This window comes from uncultured Murdochiella sp. (assembly GCF_902488755.1).
In the GTDB taxonomy this organism is placed as follows: domain Bacteria; phylum Bacillota; class Clostridia; order Tissierellales; family Peptoniphilaceae; genus Murdochiella.
This window is the reverse complement of the sequence record NZ_CABTXF010000001.1, coordinates 17,573-42,137: the sequence shown is the minus strand read 5'-3', so window position 1 is coordinate 42,137 and position 24,565 is coordinate 17,573. Positions and strand designations below refer to the sequence as shown.

At 45.4% G+C, this 24,565-nt stretch carries 20 protein-coding genes and 1 tRNA gene; 17 read left to right on the top strand and 4 right to left on the bottom strand.

The features are described 5' to 3' along the window. The first annotated feature begins 12 nt into the window (after window positions 1-12). Entirely contained in the window at window positions 13-1,314 is a 1,302-nt protein-coding gene (locus RDL68_RS00185; protein WP_308539644.1) for a Mur ligase family protein, read from the top strand. Here RDL68_RS00185 and lexA read toward each other — a convergent pair. After that, window positions 1,308-1,943, bottom strand: coding sequence for a transcriptional repressor LexA (lexA, locus tag RDL68_RS00180; RefSeq protein ID WP_308539643.1), 636 nt, complete (start codon window positions 1,941-1,943; stop codon window positions 1,308-1,310). The two genes, RDL68_RS00185 and lexA, sit on opposite strands and share 7 nt — an antisense overlap. A gap of 278 nt (window positions 1,944-2,221) precedes the next feature. Between lexA and RDL68_RS00175 the strand changes: the two genes are divergently transcribed. Beyond that, complete coding sequence (locus RDL68_RS00175) at window positions 2,222-2,593, top strand: desulfoferrodoxin family protein (protein WP_308539642.1); 372 nt, start codon at window positions 2,222-2,224, stop codon at window positions 2,591-2,593. A gap of 123 nt (window positions 2,594-2,716) precedes the next feature. Here the strand turns inward: RDL68_RS00175 and RDL68_RS00170 are convergent, their stop codons facing one another. Next, the gene (locus RDL68_RS00170) at window positions 2,717-2,920 is read right to left on the bottom strand and encodes a DUF6465 family protein (RefSeq protein WP_308539641.1); all 204 of its coding nucleotides are present in this window, start codon (window positions 2,918-2,920) and stop codon (window positions 2,717-2,719) included. A gap of 249 nt (window positions 2,921-3,169) precedes the next feature. Between RDL68_RS00170 and RDL68_RS00165 the strand changes: the two genes are divergently transcribed. The 13 genes from RDL68_RS00165 to RDL68_RS00105 all read left to right on the top strand — a co-directional run bounded on the left by RDL68_RS00165 (window position 3,170) and on the right by RDL68_RS00105 (window position 21,787). Beyond that, window positions 3,170-3,730 carry a manganese efflux pump MntP family protein gene (locus RDL68_RS00165; RefSeq protein ID WP_308539640.1) on the top strand — a complete coding sequence of 187 codons (561 nt, stop codon included), beginning with the start codon at window positions 3,170-3,172 and terminating at the stop codon, window positions 3,728-3,730. A gap of 48 nt (window positions 3,731-3,778) precedes the next feature. Next, complete coding sequence (locus RDL68_RS00160) at window positions 3,779-5,083, top strand: M18 family aminopeptidase (RefSeq protein ID WP_308539639.1); 1,305 nt, start codon at window positions 3,779-3,781, stop codon at window positions 5,081-5,083. Between the two features lie 4 nt (window positions 5,084-5,087). Further along, a complete protein-coding gene (locus RDL68_RS00155; RefSeq protein WP_308539638.1) occupies window positions 5,088-6,584 on the top strand; it encodes a methyltransferase domain-containing protein in 1,497 nt (498 codons plus the stop codon). A 166-nt stretch (window positions 6,585-6,750) separates the two neighbouring features. Continuing rightward, the gene (locus tag RDL68_RS00150; protein WP_308539637.1) at window positions 6,751-7,332 is read left to right on the top strand and encodes a hypothetical protein; all 582 of its coding nucleotides are present in this window, start codon (window positions 6,751-6,753) and stop codon (window positions 7,330-7,332) included. A 282-nt stretch (window positions 7,333-7,614) separates the two neighbouring features. Next, entirely contained in the window at window positions 7,615-8,502 is an 888-nt protein-coding gene (locus RDL68_RS00145) for a Fic family protein (RefSeq protein WP_308539636.1), read from the top strand. A 555-nt stretch (window positions 8,503-9,057) separates the two neighbouring features. Next, window positions 9,058-12,288 carry a helicase-related protein gene (locus RDL68_RS00140; protein ID WP_308539635.1) on the top strand — a complete coding sequence of 1,077 codons (3,231 nt, stop codon included), beginning with the start codon at window positions 9,058-9,060 and terminating at the stop codon, window positions 12,286-12,288. An 11-nt stretch (window positions 12,289-12,299) separates the two neighbouring features. Further along, window positions 12,300-12,959 carry a DUF4391 domain-containing protein gene (locus tag RDL68_RS00135; RefSeq protein ID WP_308539634.1) on the top strand — a complete coding sequence of 220 codons (660 nt, stop codon included), beginning with the start codon at window positions 12,300-12,302 and terminating at the stop codon, window positions 12,957-12,959. Further along, entirely contained in the window at window positions 12,956-13,795 is an 840-nt protein-coding gene (locus RDL68_RS00130) for a serine protease (RefSeq protein WP_308539633.1), read from the top strand. The genes RDL68_RS00135 and RDL68_RS00130 overlap by 4 nt, the downstream gene beginning before the upstream one ends. Next, window positions 13,795-15,720, top strand: coding sequence for a site-specific DNA-methyltransferase (locus RDL68_RS00125; RefSeq protein ID WP_308539632.1), 1,926 nt, complete (start codon window positions 13,795-13,797; stop codon window positions 15,718-15,720). Before RDL68_RS00130 ends, RDL68_RS00125 begins: the two co-directional genes overlap by 1 nt. Before the next feature lie 15 nt (window positions 15,721-15,735). Then, a complete protein-coding gene (locus tag RDL68_RS00120) occupies window positions 15,736-18,795 on the top strand; it encodes a DEAD/DEAH box helicase family protein (RefSeq protein WP_308539631.1) in 3,060 nt (1,019 codons plus the stop codon). Between the two features lie 714 nt (window positions 18,796-19,509). Then, window positions 19,510-20,142, top strand: a complete 633-nt coding sequence (locus RDL68_RS00115; RefSeq protein WP_308539630.1) for a DUF4355 domain-containing protein — start codon at window positions 19,510-19,512, stop codon at window positions 20,140-20,142. Then, window positions 20,096-20,725: a hypothetical protein gene (locus RDL68_RS00110; RefSeq protein WP_308539629.1), complete on the top strand. Its 630-nt coding sequence runs from the start codon at window positions 20,096-20,098 to the stop codon at window positions 20,723-20,725. The genes RDL68_RS00115 and RDL68_RS00110 overlap by 47 nt, the downstream gene beginning before the upstream one ends. A 546-nt stretch (window positions 20,726-21,271) precedes the next feature. Beyond that, on the top strand, window positions 21,272-21,787 hold the full coding sequence (locus RDL68_RS00105) for a peptidylprolyl isomerase (protein ID WP_308539628.1): 516 nt from the start codon (window positions 21,272-21,274) through the stop codon (window positions 21,785-21,787). Window positions 21,788-21,913: 126 nt separating this feature from the next. Here RDL68_RS00105 and RDL68_RS00100 read toward each other — a convergent pair. Together RDL68_RS00100 and RDL68_RS00095 are read right to left on the bottom strand one after the other, a co-directional pair. Next, window positions 21,914-21,986 (bottom strand) — tRNA-Thr (locus RDL68_RS00100). Between the two features lie 70 nt (window positions 21,987-22,056). Continuing rightward, window positions 22,057-23,094, bottom strand: a complete 1,038-nt coding sequence (locus tag RDL68_RS00095; RefSeq protein WP_308539627.1) for a neutral zinc metallopeptidase — start codon at window positions 23,092-23,094, stop codon at window positions 22,057-22,059. A 14-nt stretch (window positions 23,095-23,108) separates the two neighbouring features. On the opposite strand from RDL68_RS00095, the gene RDL68_RS00090 reads away from it, so the two are divergent. Beyond that, window positions 23,109-23,912 (top strand): HAD family hydrolase, encoded by an 804-nt coding sequence (locus tag RDL68_RS00090; protein ID WP_308539626.1) that lies wholly within the window; start codon window positions 23,109-23,111, stop codon window positions 23,910-23,912. 86 nt (window positions 23,913-23,998) lie between these two features. Then, the gene (dut, locus tag RDL68_RS00085) at window positions 23,999-24,472 is read left to right on the top strand and encodes a dUTP diphosphatase (protein ID WP_308539625.1); all 474 of its coding nucleotides are present in this window, start codon (window positions 23,999-24,001) and stop codon (window positions 24,470-24,472) included. The last annotated feature ends 93 nt before the right edge of the window (window positions 24,473-24,565 follow it).

Below are 24,565 nucleotides of genomic sequence, written 5' to 3'. Positions count from 1 at the left end.
CAGGAGGAAAACATGCGTCCACAACAGGAATGGAATGCGCTGCAAAAAGCGACGTATCGTTGGTTAGAAGCATTTGATCATCCGGGAAATAACAAATTTATTATTCATCTCATTGGAACCAATGGAAAAGGTTCGACAGGGCGTACCATTGCGTTAGCGTTGGAGAAATTGCTCGACGAAAAGGTAGGCCATTTCGTTTCGCCGCATGTGCATTGCTACGAAGAACGCATCATGCTTCAATCTCGACCGATTGCGCATGAGCGATCGTTGGAAATACAACGGGCGATGAAAGAAAAGGGGGAGAAGGAGAAACTGCCTTATATTCCGTATTTTGCCCGCAGCATGGTGGAAGCGCTTCTTGCCTATCGGGATGAGGCGCGCGTGTTGGTCATGGAAGCCGGTATTGGAGGTCTTGACGATTGTACGAATCTGCTTTCGACGGCAATGACGGTTTTTACGACGATTGATTTTGATCATCGTGACCGGCTTGGTGATACGATTGAAGAAATTGCCCGTGCCAAAGCCGGCGTGCTGCAAAAGGGGTCTTTGGCGGTTTCTGCCAATCAGCGAAGCGAAGCTGCTTTGGTGCTGAGAGAAGTGGCAGAAGCACAGGGGGCATCGCTACATTTCTTTTCTCCTACGCAGATTACCAAAACACATCTCCTCTGGAAGGAAAGGGAACGTCCGCGTTTGCAGTTCACTTTTACGGGGGGAATGCTAAGCGGAGACTACGAAGCACGCCTTATTGGACGTCATCAACTGCAGAATTTCGGTACGGCGTTAACCGCTCTTGAAGCCTTGCTTTTGCCGGATTCACGAGTCGCCGGTTCTCTTTTTTCTGCGGCACAATTTCCCTCTCCGGAAAGCATTCAAGAAGCGGTACATGCCGCTGTAGCGGAAGCCTATCTGCCCGGAAGGTTGGAAATGCTTTCTTTTAATCCCATGGTGTTCATCGATGGTGCGCATAATCAGCAGGCGGCAAAAATGCTTGTGGAAAATCTGGATGCGCTTAGTGCTTGTGCGCCTGGAACAGGTAAAGAACATGTGTTGCTTTTCGGAATGCACGATGGAAAATTAAGCCGAGAAGAGCAGGAAGCGTTTTTTGCCGCATTTGATGCCGTTTACCGGATTCCCGTGCAGGACGAGGGAGACGATGCGGTTATCGAGGCGATGGGAAAAGCGATGGATGCGGCGTATGGTGCGCATCCTCATGCTTTGTTTGTAGCGGCAGGATCGCTCTATCTTTTAGATGGTGCAGCGCATTGGGTGGAAAAACACTCATCTAAAACGGACGAGAGAAGAAAGAATCAGTAGAGACGATAGAGTCCACAAACAACGCCTAAAATACGGCATTCGTTTACAATAATCGGCTCTAAGGCAGCATTTTCGGGACGAAGCTCCACATAGCCCGCTCGTTGAAAGAAGGTTTTTACGGTCGCCGAGTCTTCGATAAGTGCGACGACCTGTTGCCCGTTGCGTGCTGTTTGCTGGCGGCGGACGATCACATGGTCTCCATCAAAGATGCCGGCTTCAATCATCGATTCGCCTTGAATCTTCAGGATAAAATAATCTCCGCCGTCATGGTGAAAAAAAGCCGTCGGAAGGGGGATGGACTCTTCGGTATAATCATCGGCATAAATCGGCAATCCGGCGGCTACCGCACCGTAGACCGGAATGTCAAATACATCTTCCCGATAGGGGGTGTCGTTCGTTGGCATTTCTGTTTCATCCTGTACCGGACGAATCGAGCGATACGATCCTTTGGTCATGGTAATTTGTTCGGCATCCATGAGCGCATGCAGGTCTTTGGAAACCGTTGAGGTGGAGCGAATGCACAACGCCTCTTGAATGTCGCGCACGGTTGGCGCAATGCCGTTTTCTGTCCAATACGAGGAAATATAGTCCAATATAGCGGAACGTCGTTTTTGCGCGTTGGATTGCATTGTCGCCTCCTTTTCTGTGAAACAATTTACCGGAGAAATCAAACGATGGCGGAAACAACGGTTGTAAAATATCCGTTCGAATCGAATGTTTCTCAAAAGGTCGTACTGCCATAAAAACGAACAAACTTTCGCTTTTATTATACTGCGCTATGTGGCGTGTGACAACCGAGATTTGGGGTATTAAAGAAAACGTAAGAGGGAGATGCCCTTGATGGTTTCGCTTGAGAAGACAAATCGTTTTCGGAAGCGGTCAGGGGAGCAAAATTGAAGGAGGAATTATGGAATTTTACTACTGTGAGCATTGCGGAGCGTTGTATGTTAAAGCCAACCAAGTGGGAAACGTAACGCCGGTTTGCTGTGGAGAACCGACAAAGAAATTAACAGCGAATACGACGGATGCAGCGGTTGAAAAGCATGTTCCGGTCGTTACCCGTGAAGGCAACAAGATTTCGGTTGTTGTTGGCGAGGTCGTGCATCCCATGGAAGAAAATCATTTCATTACCATGATTGCCGCCGTCCAGGGCGATAAGGTGCAAAGCGTTGCCTTAAAGCCGGGCGAAGAACCCAAGGCGGTATTTTTCGTCGAGGACGGACCGGTTACAGTTTATGAGCATTGCAATAAGCATGGTCTCTGGAAAGCGGAAGCTTAAGACCTCTTTCTTGTCGAGAAAAATGAACCAAAAAGACGAGCTGCGCAAAGTACGCGCAGCTCGTCTTCGTTATGCTCGTCCATGTACGGAACAAAGAGATTGCCAAGTACGAATATCCATTATTTAGTAGGAAATACGTCCCTTTTGTTCTTCATCATTGATGCTGTAATAGGCAGCGGATTCTTCCGGTTTGACGTAAATATCCAGCGTTTTCAACTCGCTCAATTTATGTCCGCCCTGTTTCCAATAGATTTTCGCCTGTTTTACCAAGGCTTCCATATCCACTTCGTTTCCCTGATATTGAACAACATATTTTGTTTTCAGCATGTTTACCTCCTGCCGGTTCGATAAAACCGAAAAGTTTTTTCGATTTCTGTCATAGTTTATCAAAAATGGCACAGAACAACAAGAAAAAAGGAGATTATTAGTCAAAAAAAACGGGATTTTTGTAAAAATAAAGAAAAATGAGGCACATTTTACAGAAAAAATACTTTTTGGGGTAAAATGACGATAACCGTTGCAGAAGAAATAAGATAGAGATAACACAGTGCGTTTTCTCGGTCGGAAAGGAAGAGAATGTCTTTTTTTGAACTGTTGTTGCTGGCGGTGGGCGTTTCTTTGGATGCCTTCTCGGTTGCGATTTGTAAGGGACTGGCAGTAAAAGAACTGAAGGTTCGTCATGGACTCCTTGTCGCTGCCTATTTTGGAGGTTTTCAAGGCTTAATGCCCCTTTTCGGCTTTCTGTTGGGTACGTGGATTGCCCAGTCCATGCAGGCGATTGACCATTGGGTAATTTTGCTCATTCTCGGCTTTATCGGCGTACAGATGATTCGAGAGGCATTGAATCCGGAATCGTGTCCGACGGGGGATTTTTCCTGGCGGACGATGTTGCCCCTTGCCGTAGCCACGAGCATCGATGCCTTTGCGGTAGGTGTCACCTTTGCTATGATGGAAGTGGATTTGTGGAAAGCGATTCCGTTGATTACCGTGTGTACGGGGGTATTTTCGTTTGTCGGCGTCTACATCGGTCATTATTTCGGACAGCGTTATCAAAAACCGGCTGGCTTTATCGGCGGAGCGATATTGTTGCTCATTGGTTTTCGCGTATTTATCACGCACTGGATTCAAGGCGTTTAGTGCAAACGGATTTTACGAAGAGGCATAGAAAGGAATGAGGAAAAGACCATGAAAATTTCGAAACAGGCGCGGCAACGCGCAAAAGAGCTGCTGCATTTTATTGACGGCTCTCCGACAGCGTATCAAGCGACAGAACAGGAAAAAGCACTTCTGAACAAGGCGGGTTTTACTCCGCTTGCGCTGACTTCCCGTTGGAAACTGGAGCCCGAAAAGACGTACTACGTGGAAATTTCGGATGCCACCATCTTTGCTTTTCGCACGGCAAAACAGGCGAATGCCGGTTTTCATATCATCGGTGCGCATAATGACTCGCCTGGTTTTCAACTTAAACAGAACGTGAATATGCCGCGCAGCGGATACGGTCAACTCAATGTCGAACCTTATGGCGGTTTGATTTTACGTACCTGGCTGGATCGTCCGCTCTCTGTGGCAGGGCGTTTGCTGGTGAAAGAAGATTCACCGCGCGGCTATGCCGTGAAGAAAATCCATCTTACTCGTCCTTTGGTGATTATCCCGAGTCTTGCCATACACATGGATCGGGAAGTGAATAAAAACGGTGAAATTAAACCACAGAACATGATGGCACCGATTTGGTGTGTAGCCGATGAATCGAACAAAAGAGGTGATTTTTTAGCTGTAGTGGCAGATGAAGTCGGCATTTCCCGTGAAACGATACTAGATGCGGATCTGTTCCTCTACGATGTACAAAAGGGAATGCTCGTCGGAGAAAACGAAGAATTCCTTTCTGTGGGACGGCTGGACAACCTTGCAATGTGCCATGCTGCGACGACGGCGCTGACGCAGGCAAAGACGGCAAACGTTCATCAAGTGATTGCCCTGCATGATCATGAAGAAATTGGTTCGATGAGCCGTAAAGGGGCGGATTCGGCGACGCTTCGGGATGTTCTTTCGCGCATTGTCCGCAGTCTGGGTGGCGACGAGGAAGATTTCGCCATCGCTTTAGCGAAAAGTTTCACGATTTCTTGCGATATGGCACATGCTGTACATCCCAATCACACAGGATGCGCCGATCCGACCAATCGTCCGCTGATGAATCATGGTCCGGTGCTAAAGTACGCGGCTTCCAAGAGCTATATTACCGATGGGGAAGGCGGCGCACGCGTTCGTCTCTATGCCGAAAAAGCCGGCGTATCCTTCCAGACATTCCATAATCATTCCGATAAACGCGGCGGCGCGACAATTGGCGCTATGGATGAACAATGGACGAGCATTCTGAATGCTGATGTAGGCAACCCGATTTTGGGGATGCATTCCGTTCGCGAATTGGGCGGCGTGGCAGACCATGACGCGATGATACGCACGTTAACTGCCTTTTTGAGCGATGAACAATAATCCCATGGCGCAAGAGTTTTCGGTGACCATCACCGACCTTACCGTGGATGGTCGCGGCATCGGGCACCTGACAGCGCAGGATGTGCTCTTTTTATCGCAAGGTGCAGTTCCTCTGCCCGAAGAGGAGAGTGGGCGTACCGTTTTTGTCTATGGTGCTCTGCCGGGAGACGTCGTTCGTTTTCGTGTGCAAAAAAAGAAAAAGAATATTGTAGAAGGGCAGGCGGTTGCTCTGCTTACGCCTTCTCCAAAGCGGCGAATGGTTACGTCCCATCCCTATACGCAAAATGGCGATTTATCGTATTTGGGAGACAAGTCCGATGACGATGCGCTTTCTCCGCACGACGGTTTTCCGCTGCTTTCCTGGGAACCGGCAGAACAGAAGGCGTGGAAAATGCGCCGTGTGCATGAAGCCCTGGTTCGTGTCGGTGGCTTTTCCGATTCGACTCTGCCGAAAGCAGAGGACGCATCGCCGTTAACGGACTCCGAAACGGAGCCTTTTTCGGCTTCGAACTTGCCAAATATAGACTGGATTGCTGCGGAAGAAATGCATTACCGCAATAAGATTAATCTTCGCCTAACGCCGGACGGTCGTCTGGGCGATACTGCGCGGAATGGGAAAGTGCGTCCACTTTCCTCCTATGTGATCGCCGCGCCGATCTTGGAACAAAAACTTCAGCAATGGAATGGACTTGCTTTACAGACACCGCATTGGGCAAAGACCCTCTCTGCCGTGCGCATGGTCATTTTGCGCGTAAATGAGAAGGGGGAGACCATGGCGGCACTCGTCACCGATCCGCTTTCTTCTTCGCAGCGAAACGCCATTTTTACCCTTCTGCAACCCCTGTCGTTCACGGTGCTTTGTCAGGGACAAAACCGTCGTCCCGGTGATGTGCGCCTTCGTGAACCCATCTCGTATGCTACGAAGCGTCGAACGCTGCAGACAACGCTTGACGGGCACTCGTTTATGATATCTCCCCCTTCGTTCTTTCAGGTGAATCGCTTTTTGACCCCTGTTTTATATGCAAAAGCTCTTTCTTTCTTTTCCTCTTTAGCTGACTCCACGATCCTTGATCTCTACTGTGGTACGGGCACGACTTCTTTGCTCCTTGCACAGCAGGCGAAGCGCGTCATCGGGGTGGAGATGGTCGAAGCCGCTGTCGCAGATGCCCGTCAGAACGCTGAACGAAACGGCTTAACCAATGTTTCTTTTATAGCCGCCAAAGCCGAGGAGATTCTTCCCCAATTGACCGCAGACTTGAAGAACGAACACCTTTGCGTTCTCGTCGATCCACCGCGCAAGGGCTTGGATGAAAGTGTGCGTCGCTCGCTTCTATCCACCGACCTTCGCGAACTCGTTTATATTTCCTGCTATCCCGAAACCCTGGCTCGCGACCTTCGCGATTTTCGTCAACAAGGTTGGATGCTTGATCGCCTCTGTGTGTCGGATATGTTTCCCAACACGCCGGAGATTGAGACGGTGGTGCTAATGTCCCAACATTAATTAAAGGGGTATGTTCAAATACCTTCTGAGCCAGAAACTAAGAGAACCCATACCATCTAAGAGGCAGCACAACTCAGATAAATTAGAATGAAAAAGACAATGGCATGACAACAAGAAAATGGTTGTTTTTCAACCCAACAAATAACAAAAGAAAAGAGTATGAAAAATGAGAAAAAACAAGTCAGTCCGTGTTATCTTGATTTTAGTTTTTGCGCTTCTTATGGCTTCTTGTGGAGATTCAAAAGTTAGGGAAGAAAAAGTTGTTCAAAATAGTACAAGTACAACAGAGACCATGGAGATTAAAAGTACATCAGAGCCGGAAAACCAAAACGAGCCGCTCAAATATGCTGAAGATGAAGTTGTAGATACGTTTATAAGAAATTACAATTCCTTTTCTGATAGCCCTATTGAACACATTGAGAAGGGCAGTATTAGAACAAAATATTATGGAGAAACCTATGGCTATTGGGTTGAGATGTTGGATGCGGCGGATACGAACAAGATCGTAGTTACTATTGACAAGACGGATAAAAATAGAAATCTCGGAATGGAAGGAATGAAAGAAGTATTTCATGATGCGATACAAGCTATTATTCCGGATGTCAGTATAGAAGAAATAAATAATTATTTTGATCATCTTGTTAGTAATGAATATATGGTAACAGAAGAGGCTTTTAATCAACTTGAAATACATTTTTTCCCGGACACAGAAGGAAGTAATGGCCATATCGAGATACATTCTAAATAGTCATTGTACTGCTCAGTGTTTTTCGCGAATGAGAAATTCAAGAAAGAACTACAAGTGCTTATGCTAAATTCGCATCGATATCGGTCTTGCACGGGTCTAGACGGCTCATTTTCTTCAGTCATTTTTCCAGGATTTATAAATAAGGTAGGGAATCTGATTTTCATAGGTCAGAGCAATCAAAAATTTCATTCCGATAAACAGCATTGCATCATTCCGATAGATCGCAATGTTCCGATAAAGTGATATAGTAAAAACAGAGAGGGGAGGTGAGAACTTATGTTTATGACCGTAAAAGAAGCCGCAGAAAAATGGGGGATTTCCGACAGACGACTTAGAGTATTGTGTGCGGAAGGGAAAATTCCGGGTGCGTATCAGAAAGGACGCGGTTGGAAGATACCCGTTGATGCCGAAAAGCCCACGGATGGCAGGTTTAAGTCAAAGGAGAGCCTCCTATCCCAGATTGACCGTAAGAAACAGGAGTTGGATGGAAAACGGCCTCTGACTGCAGGAGAACTGGAGAGATTAACCGAGGAGTTCGCGATCGAGTACACGTACAATTCCAATGCCATTGAAGGCAACACGTTGACGCTTCGTGAAACCGATCTGGTTTTTCGTGGGTTGACGATCGATAAAAAGCCTTTGAAGGATCACATGGAAGCGGTAGGTCATAAAGAAGCGTTCGACCTTGTTTGTGAGCTGGTAACAGCGAAATCACCCCTCACCGAAAGTGTCATCAAGCAGATCCATTCTCTCGTGCTTTGGGATAAGAAAGAGGACCGTGGCGTGTACAGACGAATTCCTGTTCGCATTTTGGGAGCACATCATGAACCTGTGCAGCCCTATCTGATCGAACCGATGATGGAACAGCTTCTTTCCGATTATGCCGCAAACCAAGAGCATATTGTGACCAAACTTGCCCGCTTCCATATCCAGTTTGAGAGCATCCATCCTTTTATCGATGGTAACGGACGTATAGGCAGGCTTCTTGTGAATTTGGAGCTGATGAAGGCAGGGTACCCGCCGATCGACATCAAATTCACGGATAGACTTGCCTATTACAACGCTTTTGACGAATATCATGTGAAGCACAATCTTTGTGCCATGGAAGACCTGTTCGCAGGGTACCTTAACACAAGGCTCGATACGTATTTAAAAATAATAAAGTTGTAAAGCAAGGAAAAACTCTCTTAACGAAAGCAGAAATTTTGGTCGAGTCTGCAGGAGTGAAACTGGGAACAATTGAATGCATCGATTATTCATGGCAAGAGTTACGAATCATTGCACATCCTGTTAAGGTGATGACCGAAATCCTTCACTTTTCATATTCGGAGACTCTTACGATATCGATATTGAAGCGGACGATATGGACGTGAACGACACGGTGACGATGGAATGGAGTAATGAATAGAAAGGGCTGTTACAAGAGGAATTTGTGATCAAGCTGTACGTGGTAAGACAGACCGTGTCCTAATGGAAGCGGGATACATCGCATTCCTTTCCTTGGAGCGGTTGTTGGGATGATGTTCATAAGACCAAGGAAGTGAGCACGCTTGTGTCAGAACCATAGTGCTTGGCTAAAATAACGGGAAAGAAAATTTAGTGCAGATAAGTGAATAGTGCGGACGAACAATAGCGTCTTGCTCTATAATAGAGCGAGACGCTATTGTAAAATGTGAATAGAAATGATGGGAAAAGTGGGAAAGAACTGGAAATGGGCGGACGTTTATGAAACTCTTTGACAATGTCACGGATCTCGTCCGTGACGATTTAAAACAGACGATAAAGCGCGGCAGCAAGGTTTCTATCGCAGCGGCGTGCTTTTCCATGTATGCCTATCGAGAGCTAAAAGCACAACTGGAGCGGGTGGACGAGTTCCGCTTTATTTTCACGTCTCCGACCTTTATCAAGGAGAAGGCAGAAAAGCAAAAACGTGAATTTTATATTCCTCGTCTCAGCCGTGAGAGCAGCTTATATGGCACAGAATTTGAAATCAAACTGCGCAATGAGATGACGCAGAAGGCCATCGCAAAGGAATGCGCAGATTGGATTCAACGTAAAGCCACATTTCGGTCCAATGTTACCGGCGAGAACATGGGCGGCTTCATGACCGTCAAAGCATCCGCGGAAGAAGTAGCATATATGCCGATGAACGGCTTCACGACCGTGGACATCGGGTGCGAGCGTGGTAATAATAGCTATAACATGGTGAGCCGCATGGAATCTCCGTTCTCGACGCAGTACATGCAGCTATTTGAATCGCTCTGGAACGACAAAGAGAAGATGCAGGACGTGACGGATGTCATTATTTCCAATATCCGTATAGCCTACGCAGAGAATGCGCCGGAATTGATTTATTTCATGACGCTTTACAATGTGTTCAGCGAGTTTCTGGATGATCTATCGGAAGACGTCCTCCCGAATGAGGCAACCGGTTTTAAACAAAGTAAAATATGGAATATGCTGTATGATTTCCAGCGCGATGCGGTACTTGCCATCATAAATAAGCTGGAAAAATACAATGGTTGTATTCTTGCAGATAGCGTAGGTCTTGGCAAGACGTTTACTGCGCTGGCCGTGATCAAATATTATGAAAATAGGAATAAAACAGCCCTAGTCCTCTGTCCGAAGAAACTATCCGAAAACTGGAACACCTATAAGGATAATTACGTGAACAATCCGATTGCATCGGATCGATTGAATTATGATGTTCTTTTCCATACCGACTTGTCTCGCACAGGAGGATTATCAAATGGACTTGATCTTGACCGCTTGAACTGGGGAAATTATGATCTTGTTGTCATCGATGAATCGCATAATTTCCGTAACGGTGTCGGAACTCATGCCAATACGCAGGAAAATCGGTATGTCAAGTTGATGGATAAGGTTATCCGGGCAGGCGTTAAGACAAAAGTACTCATGTTATCCGCCACTCCAGTTAATAATCGTTTTGTAGATTTGAAAAATCAACTAGCGCTGGCATATGAGGGCAATTCTGAGCTTATCAATGACCAGCTCGATACAAAGAAACCGCTGGAAGAGATATTTCGTCAGGCACAGAAAGCCTTTAATGCGTGGAGTAAGCTCGATCCGGAAGATCGGACGACAGAGGCCTTGCTTCGTACACTGGATTTTGATTTCTTTGAAGTGCTTGATAGCGTGACCATTGCCCGCTCCAGAAAACATATCGAAAAATATTACAATACCGAAGAAATCGGCCAGTTTCCTGAGCGCTTAAAACCTATTTCAAGGCGTCTGAGCATGACCGATCTTTCCAGTGCTATAAATTATAATCAGATTTATGAACAGTTGATGCAGCTGACTCTTGTGATCTATACGCCGTCAAATTATATTTTTCCAAGTTTGATGTCGAAGTATATCGACCTCACGCATAACAAAGGGGATAACCTGACGCAGAAAGGTCGTGAGCAAGGCATCCAGCGCTTGATGAGGATTAATCTCCTGAAACGTTTAGAAAGTTCTGTTTATTCATTCAATCTGACGCTAAGCAGAATATTGACCTTGATTAAGAGCACCATCCGGGCGATTGAAAATTTCGAGAAGTACGGAAAGGCAGATCTCGATTTCTATGAGGCTACGGAAAACGATTTTGACATCGATGAGGAGAATAACGATTATTTTACAGTAGGGAAGAAGGTCAAAATCAACCTAGCAGATATGGACTACAAAACTTGGCGTGATGAGCTTCAGCACGATGCGGATACCCTTGAGCTGCTGACACTTATGATTGCCGACGTTACACCAGAGCATGATCTAAAGTTGCAGACCCTGTTCCACCTGCTGGATGAAAAAATGAAGCACCCGATCAATGCCCAGAACAAGAAGGTGTTGCTATTTTCGGCGTTTTCCGATACAGCAGAATACCTATATGACCAGGTATCTGTATACATGAAAGAAAAATACGGCTTGGATACTGCGGTTATTACCGGAAGCATCGATGGACGCACAACGGTAAAAGGGCTGAAGGCAACACTCAATAATGTGCTAACCTGCTTTTCTCCGATTTCCAAAGGCCGTGACCTCTTACTGCCGGGCAGTACAAAGGAAATTGACATTCTGATTGCCACAGACTGTATTTCCGAAGGCCAAAACTTACAGGACTGCGATTATCTGGTAAATTATGACATCCATTGGAATCCGGTACGCATCATTCAGCGTTTTGGACGAATTGATCGTATTGGCAGCAAGAATAAATATATCCAGCTGGTCAATTTTTGGCCGGATATGACGCTGGATGATTACATCAATCTAAAATCTCGTGTTGAGACCCGAATGAAGATTTCTGTCATGACTTCCACCGGTGATGATGATCTGCTCAATCCGGAGGAGAAGGGCGACCTGGAATATCGTAAACAACAGCTGAAACGTCTGCAGGAAGAAGTCGTCGATCTCGAGGAAATGTCTTCTGGTATTTCCATCATGGATCTGGGGCTCAATGAGTTCCGTCTTGACCTGCTGGAATACATCAAGACGCATGAAGATCTCGCTTCGAAGCCGAAAGGGCTTCATGCGGTAGTTCCGGCCACCGATGAAAATCCGGAAGGGGTGATCTTTGTTCTGCGGAATATCAATAACAGCATTAACATTGACAATCAAAATCGCATTCACCCCTTCTATATGGTTTATATTCGTGCTGACGGAGAGATTGTCTGCGACTATCTGAATCCGAAGAAACTGCTGGATACTGTTCGGTTATTGTGTCGTGGTGAGTCTGAACCGATCCTGACACTTTGCGAAAAATTCAACAAAGAAACAGACGACGGACGAAACATGGAAGAGATTTCGCAGCTACTTTCTGATGCAATTCATTCCATCATAGAGGTAAAAGAAGAAAGCGATATTGACAGTCTGTTCTCTTCAGGCGGGACTTCCGCCTTGCTGTCAGAGATTCGTGGCTTAGATGATTTTGAGCTTATTTGTTTCCTGGTATTGAAGTAAGGGGGGATCCGGTGATTGGATTACCGAAGAGTACGGCATTTAATCGACGTATTCCGAAACAGAAGTTCTACGAGAGCCTTTCCGTTTCGCCAGCGTTAAAGCGAGTGTTCATTGAGCAAATTAAAGCGATTTATTGGCGTAACAAAGTGGCTGCAACGACCATGAACCTTGCCGCCGGAGATACCGTGACCGAGCTGGAGATATTTGAAGTAAAGCTAAACGGGGATCAACTGGATACGTCAGCCCTCCGACAGATAGACAAACAAATCCCGTATCATATCCTGTTCCTTCTGGAATATGATGGAAAGTATCAGGCATGGATCGCATACAAAGAGGCTACAGCCTCCGGCTCACATGCATTTAAGGTAGGAACCTACTACCACACAGACTGGCTGATGGAAGAGGAGCTGCCGCTGAAAATAGATGGCCTGAGCATCGATGAGGTGTATGAAAATTTTGTTCGGCAGATTGCCGGTGATGCGCTCCGCTTTGAAGGAGAAAATAGTTCGTCATTGAAGGAATCGGTAGAGCGAGACAACCGTCGGCAGGAACTGGAAAAGCAAATCGCAGCACTTCAAGTCAAAGTTCGCAAAGAAAAACAACTGAACAAGCAGGTGCAGCTGAACACAGAGCTTAAAGAGTTAAAAAAGGAGTTAGAATACTTAGTATGATCAAGAAAATGAGCTTATCGGAAATGATTACATACGCGACGGTTTTAATAAAATGTCAGTATAGTAACGGAACGACCGGAAGTGGAACAGGATTCATTATTAATCTGTGTCAGGATAAGGAAAATGGAACGTGCATCCCGGTTCTTATTACAAATAATCATGTTGTAGAGAATAGCATAAAAACTGTATTTGAGTTTTGTAAGGCTGATGATTCGGGTGACCCGATAGACACTGAGCCATTCTCGTTTACCTATGAAGGAAATTCCTGGATCCATCATCCTAATAAAAATGTTGATTTACGATGCTTGTTTTTAGGTGAGGCTTTCAATCATTTGGAAAAAGCTAACACACGAATATTCTATTTGCCACTGGAAACCAGTTTAATTCCAAATGAAGAACAGTTGAGCCAGCTTTCTGCTATGGAAGATGTGGTAATGATTGGTTATCCTATAGGTCTTTCTGATACATATAATCATAAGCCAATAATTAGCAGGGGAATAACCTCCAGTCATCCTAATAAAAATTATTGTGGGAAGAATGAAATACTACTTGATGTGGCTTGGTATCCAGGATCAAGTGGTTCTCCAGTATTTATTCTAAATCAAGGGGCTTTTGCAACGCCAAAAGGAATCTCTGTAGGGGAGAGAATTTTTTTGCTCGGCGTTTTATATGGTGGTTATGAATTTGATGCAAGAGGCGAGCTTCAACTTGCGAATCTTCCTAATGCTCCAGTTCCAGTAACAAAGATTCCGACTAATTTAGGACTCATGATAAAGTCTCAAAAAGTATTAGATTTTGAGGATATGATTAGAACTTATAAGAGAGGAAATAACTAATGGAAAAAATGAGAATGGAAACGCCTGATTTGACGGCAGCAAACATAGAAAAAATTGGTGCGATCTTTCCGAATTGCGTTACAGAAACAGTAGACGAAAACGGAAAGCCAAAGAAAACTATTAATTTTGAACTCCTCAAACAGATGCTTTCGGATGAAGTTGTTGATGGTGATGAAGTCTATGAATTTACATGGGTCGGAAAGAAGGCTGCTATCGTTGAAGCTAACAAGTCTATTCGTAAAACGCTCCGTCCTTGCCCGGAAGAGAGTGTGGATTGGGACATAACAGAGAACCTCTATATTGAGGGGGATAATCTGGAAGTACTCAAGCTCCTACAGGAGAGCTACCTGGGAAAGGTTAAAATGATCTATATTGATCCCCCATACAATACAGGATCAGATAGCTTTATCTATGCGGATAACTTTGCTAGGGAAATTGATGAGTATGAGGAAGAAGCTGGCCATTATGATTCCGAAGGAAATCGATTGTTCAAAGAGAACAATATGTCCAATCCTCGTTTCCACTCTGATTGGTTATCAATGATGTACTCTCGACTGATGTTAGCTCGAAATTTGTTATCTGAAAATGGTGTTATTTTCATCAGCATTGATGAGAACGAGATTTATAATTTGCAGAAGATTTGTAATGAAATTTTTGGTGAGAAAAACTATGCTGCCACGTTTATTTGGACAAAAACTGCGACTCCACCAGCGCTTTCTTATAAATGCCGAAAAACAGTTGAATATGTTTTGGCCTATGAGAAGAAATGGAGTCTAATAAAGTACTTTGGTGCACCTTTAGACGGTGGCGATGCTCCACTCTTAAACACCGGCAATCCACCGAAGACTCTTCTTTTCCCAGCAGGCAGTATCCATTTTATTTTTATTACTGAAGGTATCGTTGAGGCTGGAATAAAAGATAAGGTTGAGTTATTGGATGAGTTGCATGTCAAAAATGGTTTAAATGAAAATGCAGTTCGGTTTGTCGGTGAGTTTAAATGGGAGCAGAATACCTTAAATGAAGAAGTCGCTAATGGAACGTATTTTGTGATTAAAACTGCAAAGTATTCTATTAGATTCCAGAGGAAAAATTTGGAGGATTCATTCAAGACACCTACAAATTACCTTAATATTGAGTTAAACAGAGAGGCTGGAGTTGGAACGAACGAAACAGCAGTCAAAGAATTAGCAGAGTTAGGCCTTGGCAAATGCTTTGACTATTCAAAACCGTATTCGCTGATTGAAACGGTTGCCAATATGATATGTAAAAATGATCCAGAGTCAATAGTCTTAGATTTCTTTTCAGGATCGGGAACTACAGCTCAAGCTATTATGAATATGAATACTTTAGATAACGGAAAACGAAAATTCATAATGGTTCAGCTGCCAGAGGAAATTACAAATAATTCTATAGCAAAAAAAATGGGATTTAATACTATCTGCGAAATCGGCAAGGAACGTATTCGCCGAGCAGGGAAGCAGATCAAAGAAGAAAGCCCTCTGACGACCCAACAACTTGATACCGGCTTCCGCGTATTTAAGCTCGACTCATCCAACATGAACGATGTCTACTACTCCGCCGGCGAATACACTCAGGACATGCTCTCCATGCTGGAATCCAATGTAAAGGCGGATCGTACGGACCTTGACCTATTATTCGGCTGTCTGCTGGAGTGGGGATTGCCCTTATCCATGCCATATACCTCAGAGCAGATTGAAGGCTGCACCGTTCACACATATAACGACGGTGACCTGATTGCTTGCTTTGATGAAAATATTCCTGATGCAGTGATTAAGGAAATCGCCAAGCGCCAGCCGCTTCGTGCCGTGTTCCGTGATAGTAGCTTCAAGGGAAGCCCGGAAAAGATCAATGTCGGAGAGATTTTCAAAATGCTGGCACCGGATATACGAGTAAAAGTGATCTAAGGAGGTGGCATCCGCATGAGGATACAATACAAACATCAAAAATTCCAAGCTGATGCAGCTAAGGCTGTTGTGGATGTCTTCGCCGGCCAGCCGTATTTGACGCCTTCTTATATGATGGATCGCGGCTTCGGTGATATTCAGCAGACGATGACAGATGATGTAGACTTTACCGGCTGGAGCAACCAGAAGATTGTGCCGGAGCTTTCCGACCAGATTATTCTGGAGCACATACAGAAGATCCAGCGTAGCAATCAGATTGAGCCCTCTTCCCAGTTGGAAGGCCGAAGCGACGGGTTTAATCTCACCATCGAGATGGAGACCGGCGTCGGCAAGACCTATACCTACATCAAGACAATGTACGAACTGAATCGTGCCTACGGTTGGAGTAAGTTCATTATCGTTGTGCCAAGTATCGCTATCCGCGAGGGTGTCTATAAGTCTTTCGAGATGACGCAGGAACACTTTGCCGAAGAGTATGGAAAGAAAATCCGCTTCTTTATTTACAACTCCTCGCAATTGACGGAAATTGATCGCTTTGCATCGGACAGTTCGATCAATGTCATGATCATTAATTCGCAAGCCTTCAATGCCAGAGGAAAAGATGCACGACGCATCTACATGAAGCTGGATGAGTTTCGCTCCCGCAGACCGATCGACATTATTGCGAAGACGAATCCAATATTGATTATCGATGAGCCGCAGTCTGTTGAAGGCAAGCGGACAAAGGAACGATTAAAAGAATTTCGACCGCTTTTGACCTTGCGATACTCTGCCACACATAAAAGTGACAGCATATATAACATGGTCTATCGCCTTGATGCCATGGAGGCTTATAACAAGCGTCTGGTGAAGAAAATTGCTGTTAAGGGCATCGCGGAGACGGGAAGCACGGCTACGGACAGCTATTTCTATCTGGAAGGCTTGAATCTCTCTAAGGGGGATCCCACCGCAACACTTCAGTTTGAAGTGAAGATGGCCAGCGGTACACTGAAGAAAAAGAGCCGTATCGTGAAAATCGGGGATAACCTCTATGACTATTCCGGTGGATTAGAAGAATATAAGAACGGCTTTGTTGTTAAGCAGATCGATGGCAGGGATGATTCGGTAGAGTTTTTGAATGGCATCAAAATTTTTGCCGGGGATGTGATGGGGGCGGTTGATGAAGATCAGCTGCGCCGTATTCAGATTCGTGAAACGATCCTGTCGCATATTCAAAGAGAACGTCAACTCTTCTATAAGGGAATCAAGGTTTTGTCCCTGTTCTTCATTGATGAGGTAGCAAACTACCGTAAATATGATGCTTCCGGTCAGGCGGGGAATGGAAAATATGCCACGATGTTTGAGGAAGAGTATGAGGATATTATCGGAAATCTTCAGCTTTCCATGGGCGAGGATGAGTACATAAAATATCTGAATAGCATTAAGGCGTCCAAGACTCACGCAGGGTATTTCTCGGTAGATGGCAAGGGGAAGATGATAAATTCCAAGGTCGGGCGTAAAGAGAGCACTTCGGATGACGTGAGTGCCTATGATTTGATTATGAAAAATAAAGAGCTTCTTCTTGATCGTGATCCGAAGAAGTCACCGGTACGTTTTATTTTCTCGCACTCTGCTCTGCGCGAAGGCTGGGATAATCCGAATGTATTTCAGATTTGTACATTGAAACAATCCGGAAGCGATGTCCGTAAGCGCCAAGAAGTCGGCCGTGGTCTCCGTCTGTGCGTCAATCAGGATGGAGAACGCATGGATGTCAATGCACTCGGAAACGATGTTCATAACATCAATGTGCTGACAGTTATCGCCAGTGAGAGCTATGACTCTTTTGCAAAAGGCCTGCAGACGGAGATGGCGGATGCTGTTGCCGATCGTCCGCGTGCCGTTACCATTGATCTCTTTGTCGGCAAGGTTATCAAAGATGACCAGGGTAATCAACAGGTTATCGATCAGGATACCGCTTCATCCATTCAGTACGATTTAATCAAAAACGTTTATATCGACCCCAAGGGGATTCTGACGGATAAGTATTACGAGGATAAGGCCAATGGAGAACTCAAAGTTGCAGAGGAAGTGGCCGATTATGCAGCTTCTGTTATAGAAATTATCGATTCTATTTACGATGCTCGTAGTATGCAGCCTGAGAATGCACGCAGTAACAATGTCGAGCTACATATTGATGAGGATAAGCTCGCAATGCCGCAGTTTAAAGCACTGTGGAAAAAAATCAATGCCAAGTCCGTCTATGTTGTGGATTTTGATACGGATGAACTGATTCGAAAATCCATTGATTCTCTTGATTCCAAGCTTCGCGTTTCGAAGATTTACTTTCAGGTGGAATCCGGTGCAATGGATACGATCAAATCGAAAGAAAAACTGATTTCCGGAGAATCCTTCGTAAAAAAAGAGTCTGCCAGCTATGGGGTGACGATCACCGCAAATGCGAATGTGAAATATGATCTCATTGGAAAATTGGTGGATGAGACCGGCCTTACCCGAAAGGCCATAATTGCAATCCTTCAGGGAATCAAAAAGGCTGTATTTGCGCAGTTCAAAGATAATCCGGAGGAGTTTATCGTAAAGGCCGCAGCCCTGATCAACGATGAAAAAGCCACGGCGATTATTGAACATATCACTTACGATATTCTGGATGAACATTATGGTATGGACGTTTTTACCGACCCGACCATCAAGGGAAAGCTGGGCGTCAATGCGATGAAGGCAAGGAAGCATCTGTACGATCACGTCGTTTATGATTCATCGAATGAACGAAACTTTGCTACAGAGCTTGATACGAACAGGGATGTGGCGGTTTATGTGAAGCTACCGGATGGATTTTATATTTCCACACCGGTAGGTCGCTACAATCCAGACTGGGCGATTGCGTTTTATGAAGGCAAGGTCAAACACATCTATTTTGTAGCGGAGACGAAAGGCTCCATGAGCTCAATGCAGTTACGCTTGATTGAGGCATCAAAAATTCATTGCGCAAGAGAACACTTTAAAGCGATCTCCCATGGGAATGTGGTATACGACGTCGTCGATAGCTATAAATCTCTTCTGGAAAAGGTCATGAAATGACACGGTGAAATATATAGCTAATGCCTTTTATTTTGCTGGACTCTGTAGTTTCGTCTCCTCTTCAGAGTTGTGATGGAGAAGACTTAAGTCCAAGCCTTAATGATAAAGCGAGCCGCTTAGCTTTTGGTTTAATCAGTAGCCTCTCTATTTGTCCCACATCAACTGTATCTCTACAATCGGTCAGGCGGTATTTAGAGGACCTTATGGATGACTTGCTGAAAGAAGGGTATAATGTACTCAAACATTCTAGCGAATATGGGCATGATCAATGGTTGCGAGGAAACAATGAGGAATCTTTAGCAGAATCTCTAACCCGGCTATTTTTAGGAGATTCGTCAGCGAATATTAGGTATTTAGGGAGGAGGGTGGCAGAAGATGGTAAACTTTGATATGGATAAATACTGTGCGGCTATGAAGAATTTTAGCACTATTGTAAGGCCATATATGGTTGTTGATGGTTCTAAACGCTGATGCTCCAAACAACGTAAAAAAAAGCATATAAAGAGGCACTCTATCGGGATAAGCAAAAGATCGAATGGCAGCGCATCACCGGCGAACATTTCAGATAGCAGATAAAACAAAATATTGTTACCAAAGCAGTAGGCAAACGCCCGCTGCTTTTTTATTGGGAGGAATCCCACGTCCAAGCCTTATGACGTAAAACTGTGGGGAGTCGGGAAGGTGACTATAACTTTGAGAAACAAGGAGGCAGAAATGGCTGAGAAAGTAAAACAGGTGGAAAAACAGGAAGAACCGATGCTGGCGGAAGACGAGCAACAAGAGACGACGAAGGCAACCGGAGAAAAGAAAGAAGCCGACGGGAAGTACACCGACGAGCAGGTGAATGAAATCATCAATCGCAAGTTTGCCGAGTGGTCAAGCAAGAAAGAAAAGGAGCTCGACGAGGCGAAGAAGCTTGCGCAGATGGATGAGCGCCAAAAAGCGGAGTACGAACGTGATGTATTGAAGCAGGAATTGTCCGAGCTAAAAAAAGAAAACACGCGGGCAAAGATGGCGAAGACAGCACGAGCAATGCTATCGGAAAAGAACATCGCTATCGGCGACGATCTGGTGTCCATCCTTATCACGGATGAGGCAGAATCCACAAAAGCAAATGTCGATCAGTTTTCCTCTTTGTTTCAGGATGCGGTGGAAAAAGCAGTGGCAGAGCGACTCAAAAGCAAAACGCCAGAAGCGAATTTAACGACGAACTTTGTGAAAGCGCAGAGCTGTCGCACGTTATCAGGTACAATGAGACTCAGATCTGTGGAAAGCGTATGGGAAAGGAGCGGGGGGGGCAATGAAAGAAATACCAAAAGAGCTAAAAATAGTATTAACAGAAGATAAATTTAAGGTAGATGAAGAGATAACGCTTACGAGGAGGTCATATATTCATCAAGGTCAGAGAGGATTAAAACATATAAAATGGTGCGAGTATCGGTTGCCATCCGACATTGGGGAGTGTATAGAAGAGTTAAGACCTTATGATAATATTGCTTTAAGTTTTTTTCGGATTACACCGGAATGTAAAGAGAGTGCGGAAACAAATCTCATAGAAACTGGCGTCTCCGAGCCAAATTGCCCCGTACCGCACATACATTTGACGTCGGGCAATATTCATCCAAGTCGTGAATATGTCCAGGGATATGTAAAACAGTATGATGAAAATACTATTTCGCAGCTTGTTTTATGTAACGGATTAGGTCCCGAAATAAGTACGAGTCATGGCGTTTGCGCTGACGAACTTGATCAAAAATATAATTTATATCCAAACCTATATCCAAACAATAGTAAAAAGTTCTATGTACACAAAGCCTCTTATTATCCCTTGATCAGTGAAGAGGAGGAGTTGAAAAAAGATAAGCGCTATTTATTCTTGTCTTTAGTCTGGGAGAAACTAAAGGAAGAGAATATAGTTATTATTTCATGACTATTTTGGAGCTGAAATAAGGTTCCTTCCACCTCTAAGTGAAACCATCTCTGATGTAGAAAAAAATAATATATAACCTGTTTAGAAAATCCTTTTCCGGGGTACTATAGGAATACCAGAAGAGAAGGAGGTGAGACCCTTGGACACAGAACACTCTTTCTTGAGGGAATCACCGGACTCCCTCAAGACATCGACAAACGATTCAAACGCATTGTAGGGCAGATAGACCTGCGGGTTCGGCGTGAGACGGACTTTCCGTCACCGAGATGCGTGCTTGGAAAAGAAAACGGTAGACAATGAGGAATGGGTTGGTCGCGTATGGCGTAGCTCAGGCAGAGGCCTGTTGAGATAGAATTTCACTGGTTGTTCCTCGTCAAACGGGTTCTTTACAAGAGAATCGTAACAAAAGAATAGTTGGTGGGCGTCTTCCGTCGGAGAAGACGCCCTTGTTTTTGCTTTTGTTTTACGTCGTTGTCTTGTTTACGGCAACCTGCACGGCATCTGACAAAGAATAGGACGGCAGGCTTTTATCCACAAGGAGGAAAAATGAAAAATCCGATTGTAACGTTTACTTTGCCACAAGGGACAATTGAAGCGGAACTGTATCCGGAAATTGCCCCTAATACGGTCAACAACTTTATTTCCTTGGTGCAAAAGGGCTTCTATGACGGGCTTATTTTTCACCGCGTCATTCCGCAATTTATGATTCAGGGCGGCGATCCGGAAGGCACGGGAATGGGTGGCCCGGGATACACCATTGCCGGCGAATTTAGCCATAACGGATTCTCCAATGCACTAAAACACGAAGCCGGTGTGCTTTCCATGGCGCGCAGCATGGATCCCGATTCGGCAGGCAGTCAGTTTTTTATTATGCACAAGGCGGCTCCGCACTTGGATGGGGAGTATGCCGCATTTGGAAAAGTGACCAAAGGCATGGATGTTGTTGATGCCATTGCGACCGTAAAGACCGGTTGGGGCGACCGGCCAAAAGAGGATGTGGTCATGACCAAAGTGACCGTGGAAACGTTCGGAGAAAAGTATTCGGAGCCGGAGAAACAATAGCGAAGTATTGTGCCATGCGTTTCTTCGCCTGCTTTAACAGCTGCTCATAGGGCTTTATCGTAGGAGGACCGCAATTTTAACGAAAAAGAAAGCCGCCTGAAAAATGATTTCAGGCGGCTTTTTCTAAGCCGGCAAAAGGACTTGAACCCTCAACCCTCTGATTACGATTCAGATGCTCTACCGATTGAGCTATGCCGGCACAAATTACCCGATCATTATAGCAAGCCGACAAAGAAGATGCAAGAGAGGTCACAAAAAATCTACGTAGTTTATAGCGAATCGACCGTGGGATACCGCTCTACATCAAAGGTGTTGAATTCATCGAGATTTCCTGCTTCGTAGCCTTTCTTATACCACCGGGCACGCTGCTTGCTGCTGCCGTGGGTGAAGGATTCCGGCGTGACGTGCCCTTGGATGCGTTTTTGAATTGCGTCATCGCCGATGGACCAAGCACTTTGGATGGCGGCATCCAGCTCGCCCTGTTCAAGAAAACCTTCTTCCTGCTGATGCCGAGCCACTACACCTGCGAGATAATCTGCCATCAGCTCGAGGCGAACAGTGAGGGCGTTGCGTTCCTTTTCGCTCGCCCTTTCACGAAGTCGATTGACTTCCTCTAAAATGCCAAGTTCATTCTGTACGTGATGCCCGATTTCGTGGGAAATGACGTAACTTAAGATGAACTCGTTTTTTTCTGCTCCAAATTCATCGACCAACATATCATAGAACGAAAGATCCATATAAACGCTTCGGTCTCGACCGCAATAGAAGGGACCGGTGCCTGAATCGGCAATGCCACAGCCGGTTTTAATCTTTTGCTGGAAAATAACCATTTCTGTTTCGCGATAGTCCTGTTTCTCTTTTTTTAGCAAGGCGTGCCAGGTATCTTCCGTGTCCTTCAGTGCAACCGATGAAAATTGGTACAGTTCCTTCTCTTGGCTTGACAGCTGCAAAGGCTCCTGTCGCACAGAACCGGTGGTCATTCCGTTGCTGCCAAGTCCGACATTGAGTGCGGCTAACGGGTTTCCCGTCAAGAGAAACACGAGGAGAGCAAGAAGCAGACTTCCACCGCCGATGAGTTTTCCCGTCCCTCTTCCACCGCTGCGAACATTGCTGCTGCCCTGTCGATCTCTCCACTTCATCATGTTCTCCTTTCGCCGATACCCTGTGGGCTGAATACGAAATACCACCGATAGCATTCGTTTATTTATTTCTATTATGCCCATTTCGCCGTCAACCTGCAAAAAAGACAATTCATTTTGTCCGGTTTCTCTAAAACGAAGGGGATTCGCTATGGTATTATAGGACAAGATAAGGAGGGGACATGATTCGACTTTTTTGTTCGGACTTTGATGGAACCTTGTCACCCAGTACGACGATTTCGCCGGAGAATGTCCTGGCGATTCGACAATTACAGGATGCCGGTGTGGTGTTTGCTTTGGTCAGCGGACGTCCCAAGGCGAATGCGCAAAAAATTCTTGCGCGCGCCGGACTCACCATCCCGATGGTTACCTCTAATGGCAGTGTCGTTACGCTTGCCAATGGGCGAGATGTATTCAATAAAGGAATTGCCCTGGATGCCATCGAGGATATTCTGGAGGAAGCGAACAGACGAAAGAGCTTCTATATCGCTTATGAACAGGATAGATGTTTTTTGCCGCCTTGGGTGCCTTTTCTTGGGATGAAGAGCATGACGCGATTGGTACAGAAGAAAACCGGTATTTTGCCCGAACGTTTGTGTAAGGACGATCTCGCCGGATGGACAGTGACGAAATTCAATTATTATCCATTGGGCAAGCCTAACGAGGAAGATTGGCTACGCTGGCAGAACGATGAGCGCGTTTATGTGACGACGTCATCCCCTCATAAATTAGAATTATCTGCTTCCGGTGTGTCAAAAGGAAATGCAGTTCGTATACTTGCTCAAGAATTGGGCATCCGTTCCGATGAAGTTGCTGCGATTGGCGATTATCTGAACGATTGCGATATGCTGAAGGCCGCCGCGTTGCGTTTTGCGGTTGCCAATGCGAGAGCGGAATTAAAAGCCATTGCCGACCACGTGGTTTCGTCTGCAAAGGAAAACGGCGTAGCAGAAGCGATTCATTATGTTCTTGCCCATCAGCGTTAGGATACTGTAGAGTAATGCAATTTCAGGAAAGAAGAAAAGCCGTTCGTATGGCGACTTTGGAAAGACAACGAGGAAAAGGAGAAGGCATGAACGAGGAAAAAAAGTTTTCCGCGACGACAGCAAATAAAGAGCAGGTCGTGATGCGCTATTGTGCAACCGGAAAAGATCCCAGTTATTCCAATGCTTTTGCAGCAGGACTGGACTTGCCGCTGATGAATGAGGAAGGGCTGACGCTTGGTTCGGGAGAACACGGGGTGGCGCATACCGGCATATCTGTCGAGTTGCCGGAAGGCACTTTTGGGCTGGTTGCCATTCGATCTGGCTTGGGCATGAAAGGACTTGTCCTCTCCAATGGGATAGGCGTGATTGATGAAGATTATCGTGGAGAAATTCGCATTCCTCTGTTTTACCATGGCGAAGGAACGCTTACTCTCGCCAAAGGGGAGCGCGTTGCGCAGATGATTGTGGTGCCCTATCTCCAGCCCACCTTACAGAAAACGGAGACGCTAAGTCAGACGGATCGAGGAAAAGACGGCTTTGGCTCAAGTGGTCGATTTTAATAACGTTCCTCTTTTCTGAGGAAGATGGCGGACACATGGTACATGAATATTGTGCGTAGCGGACAATAGAGAGCGATCGCTATGGACAAGGAG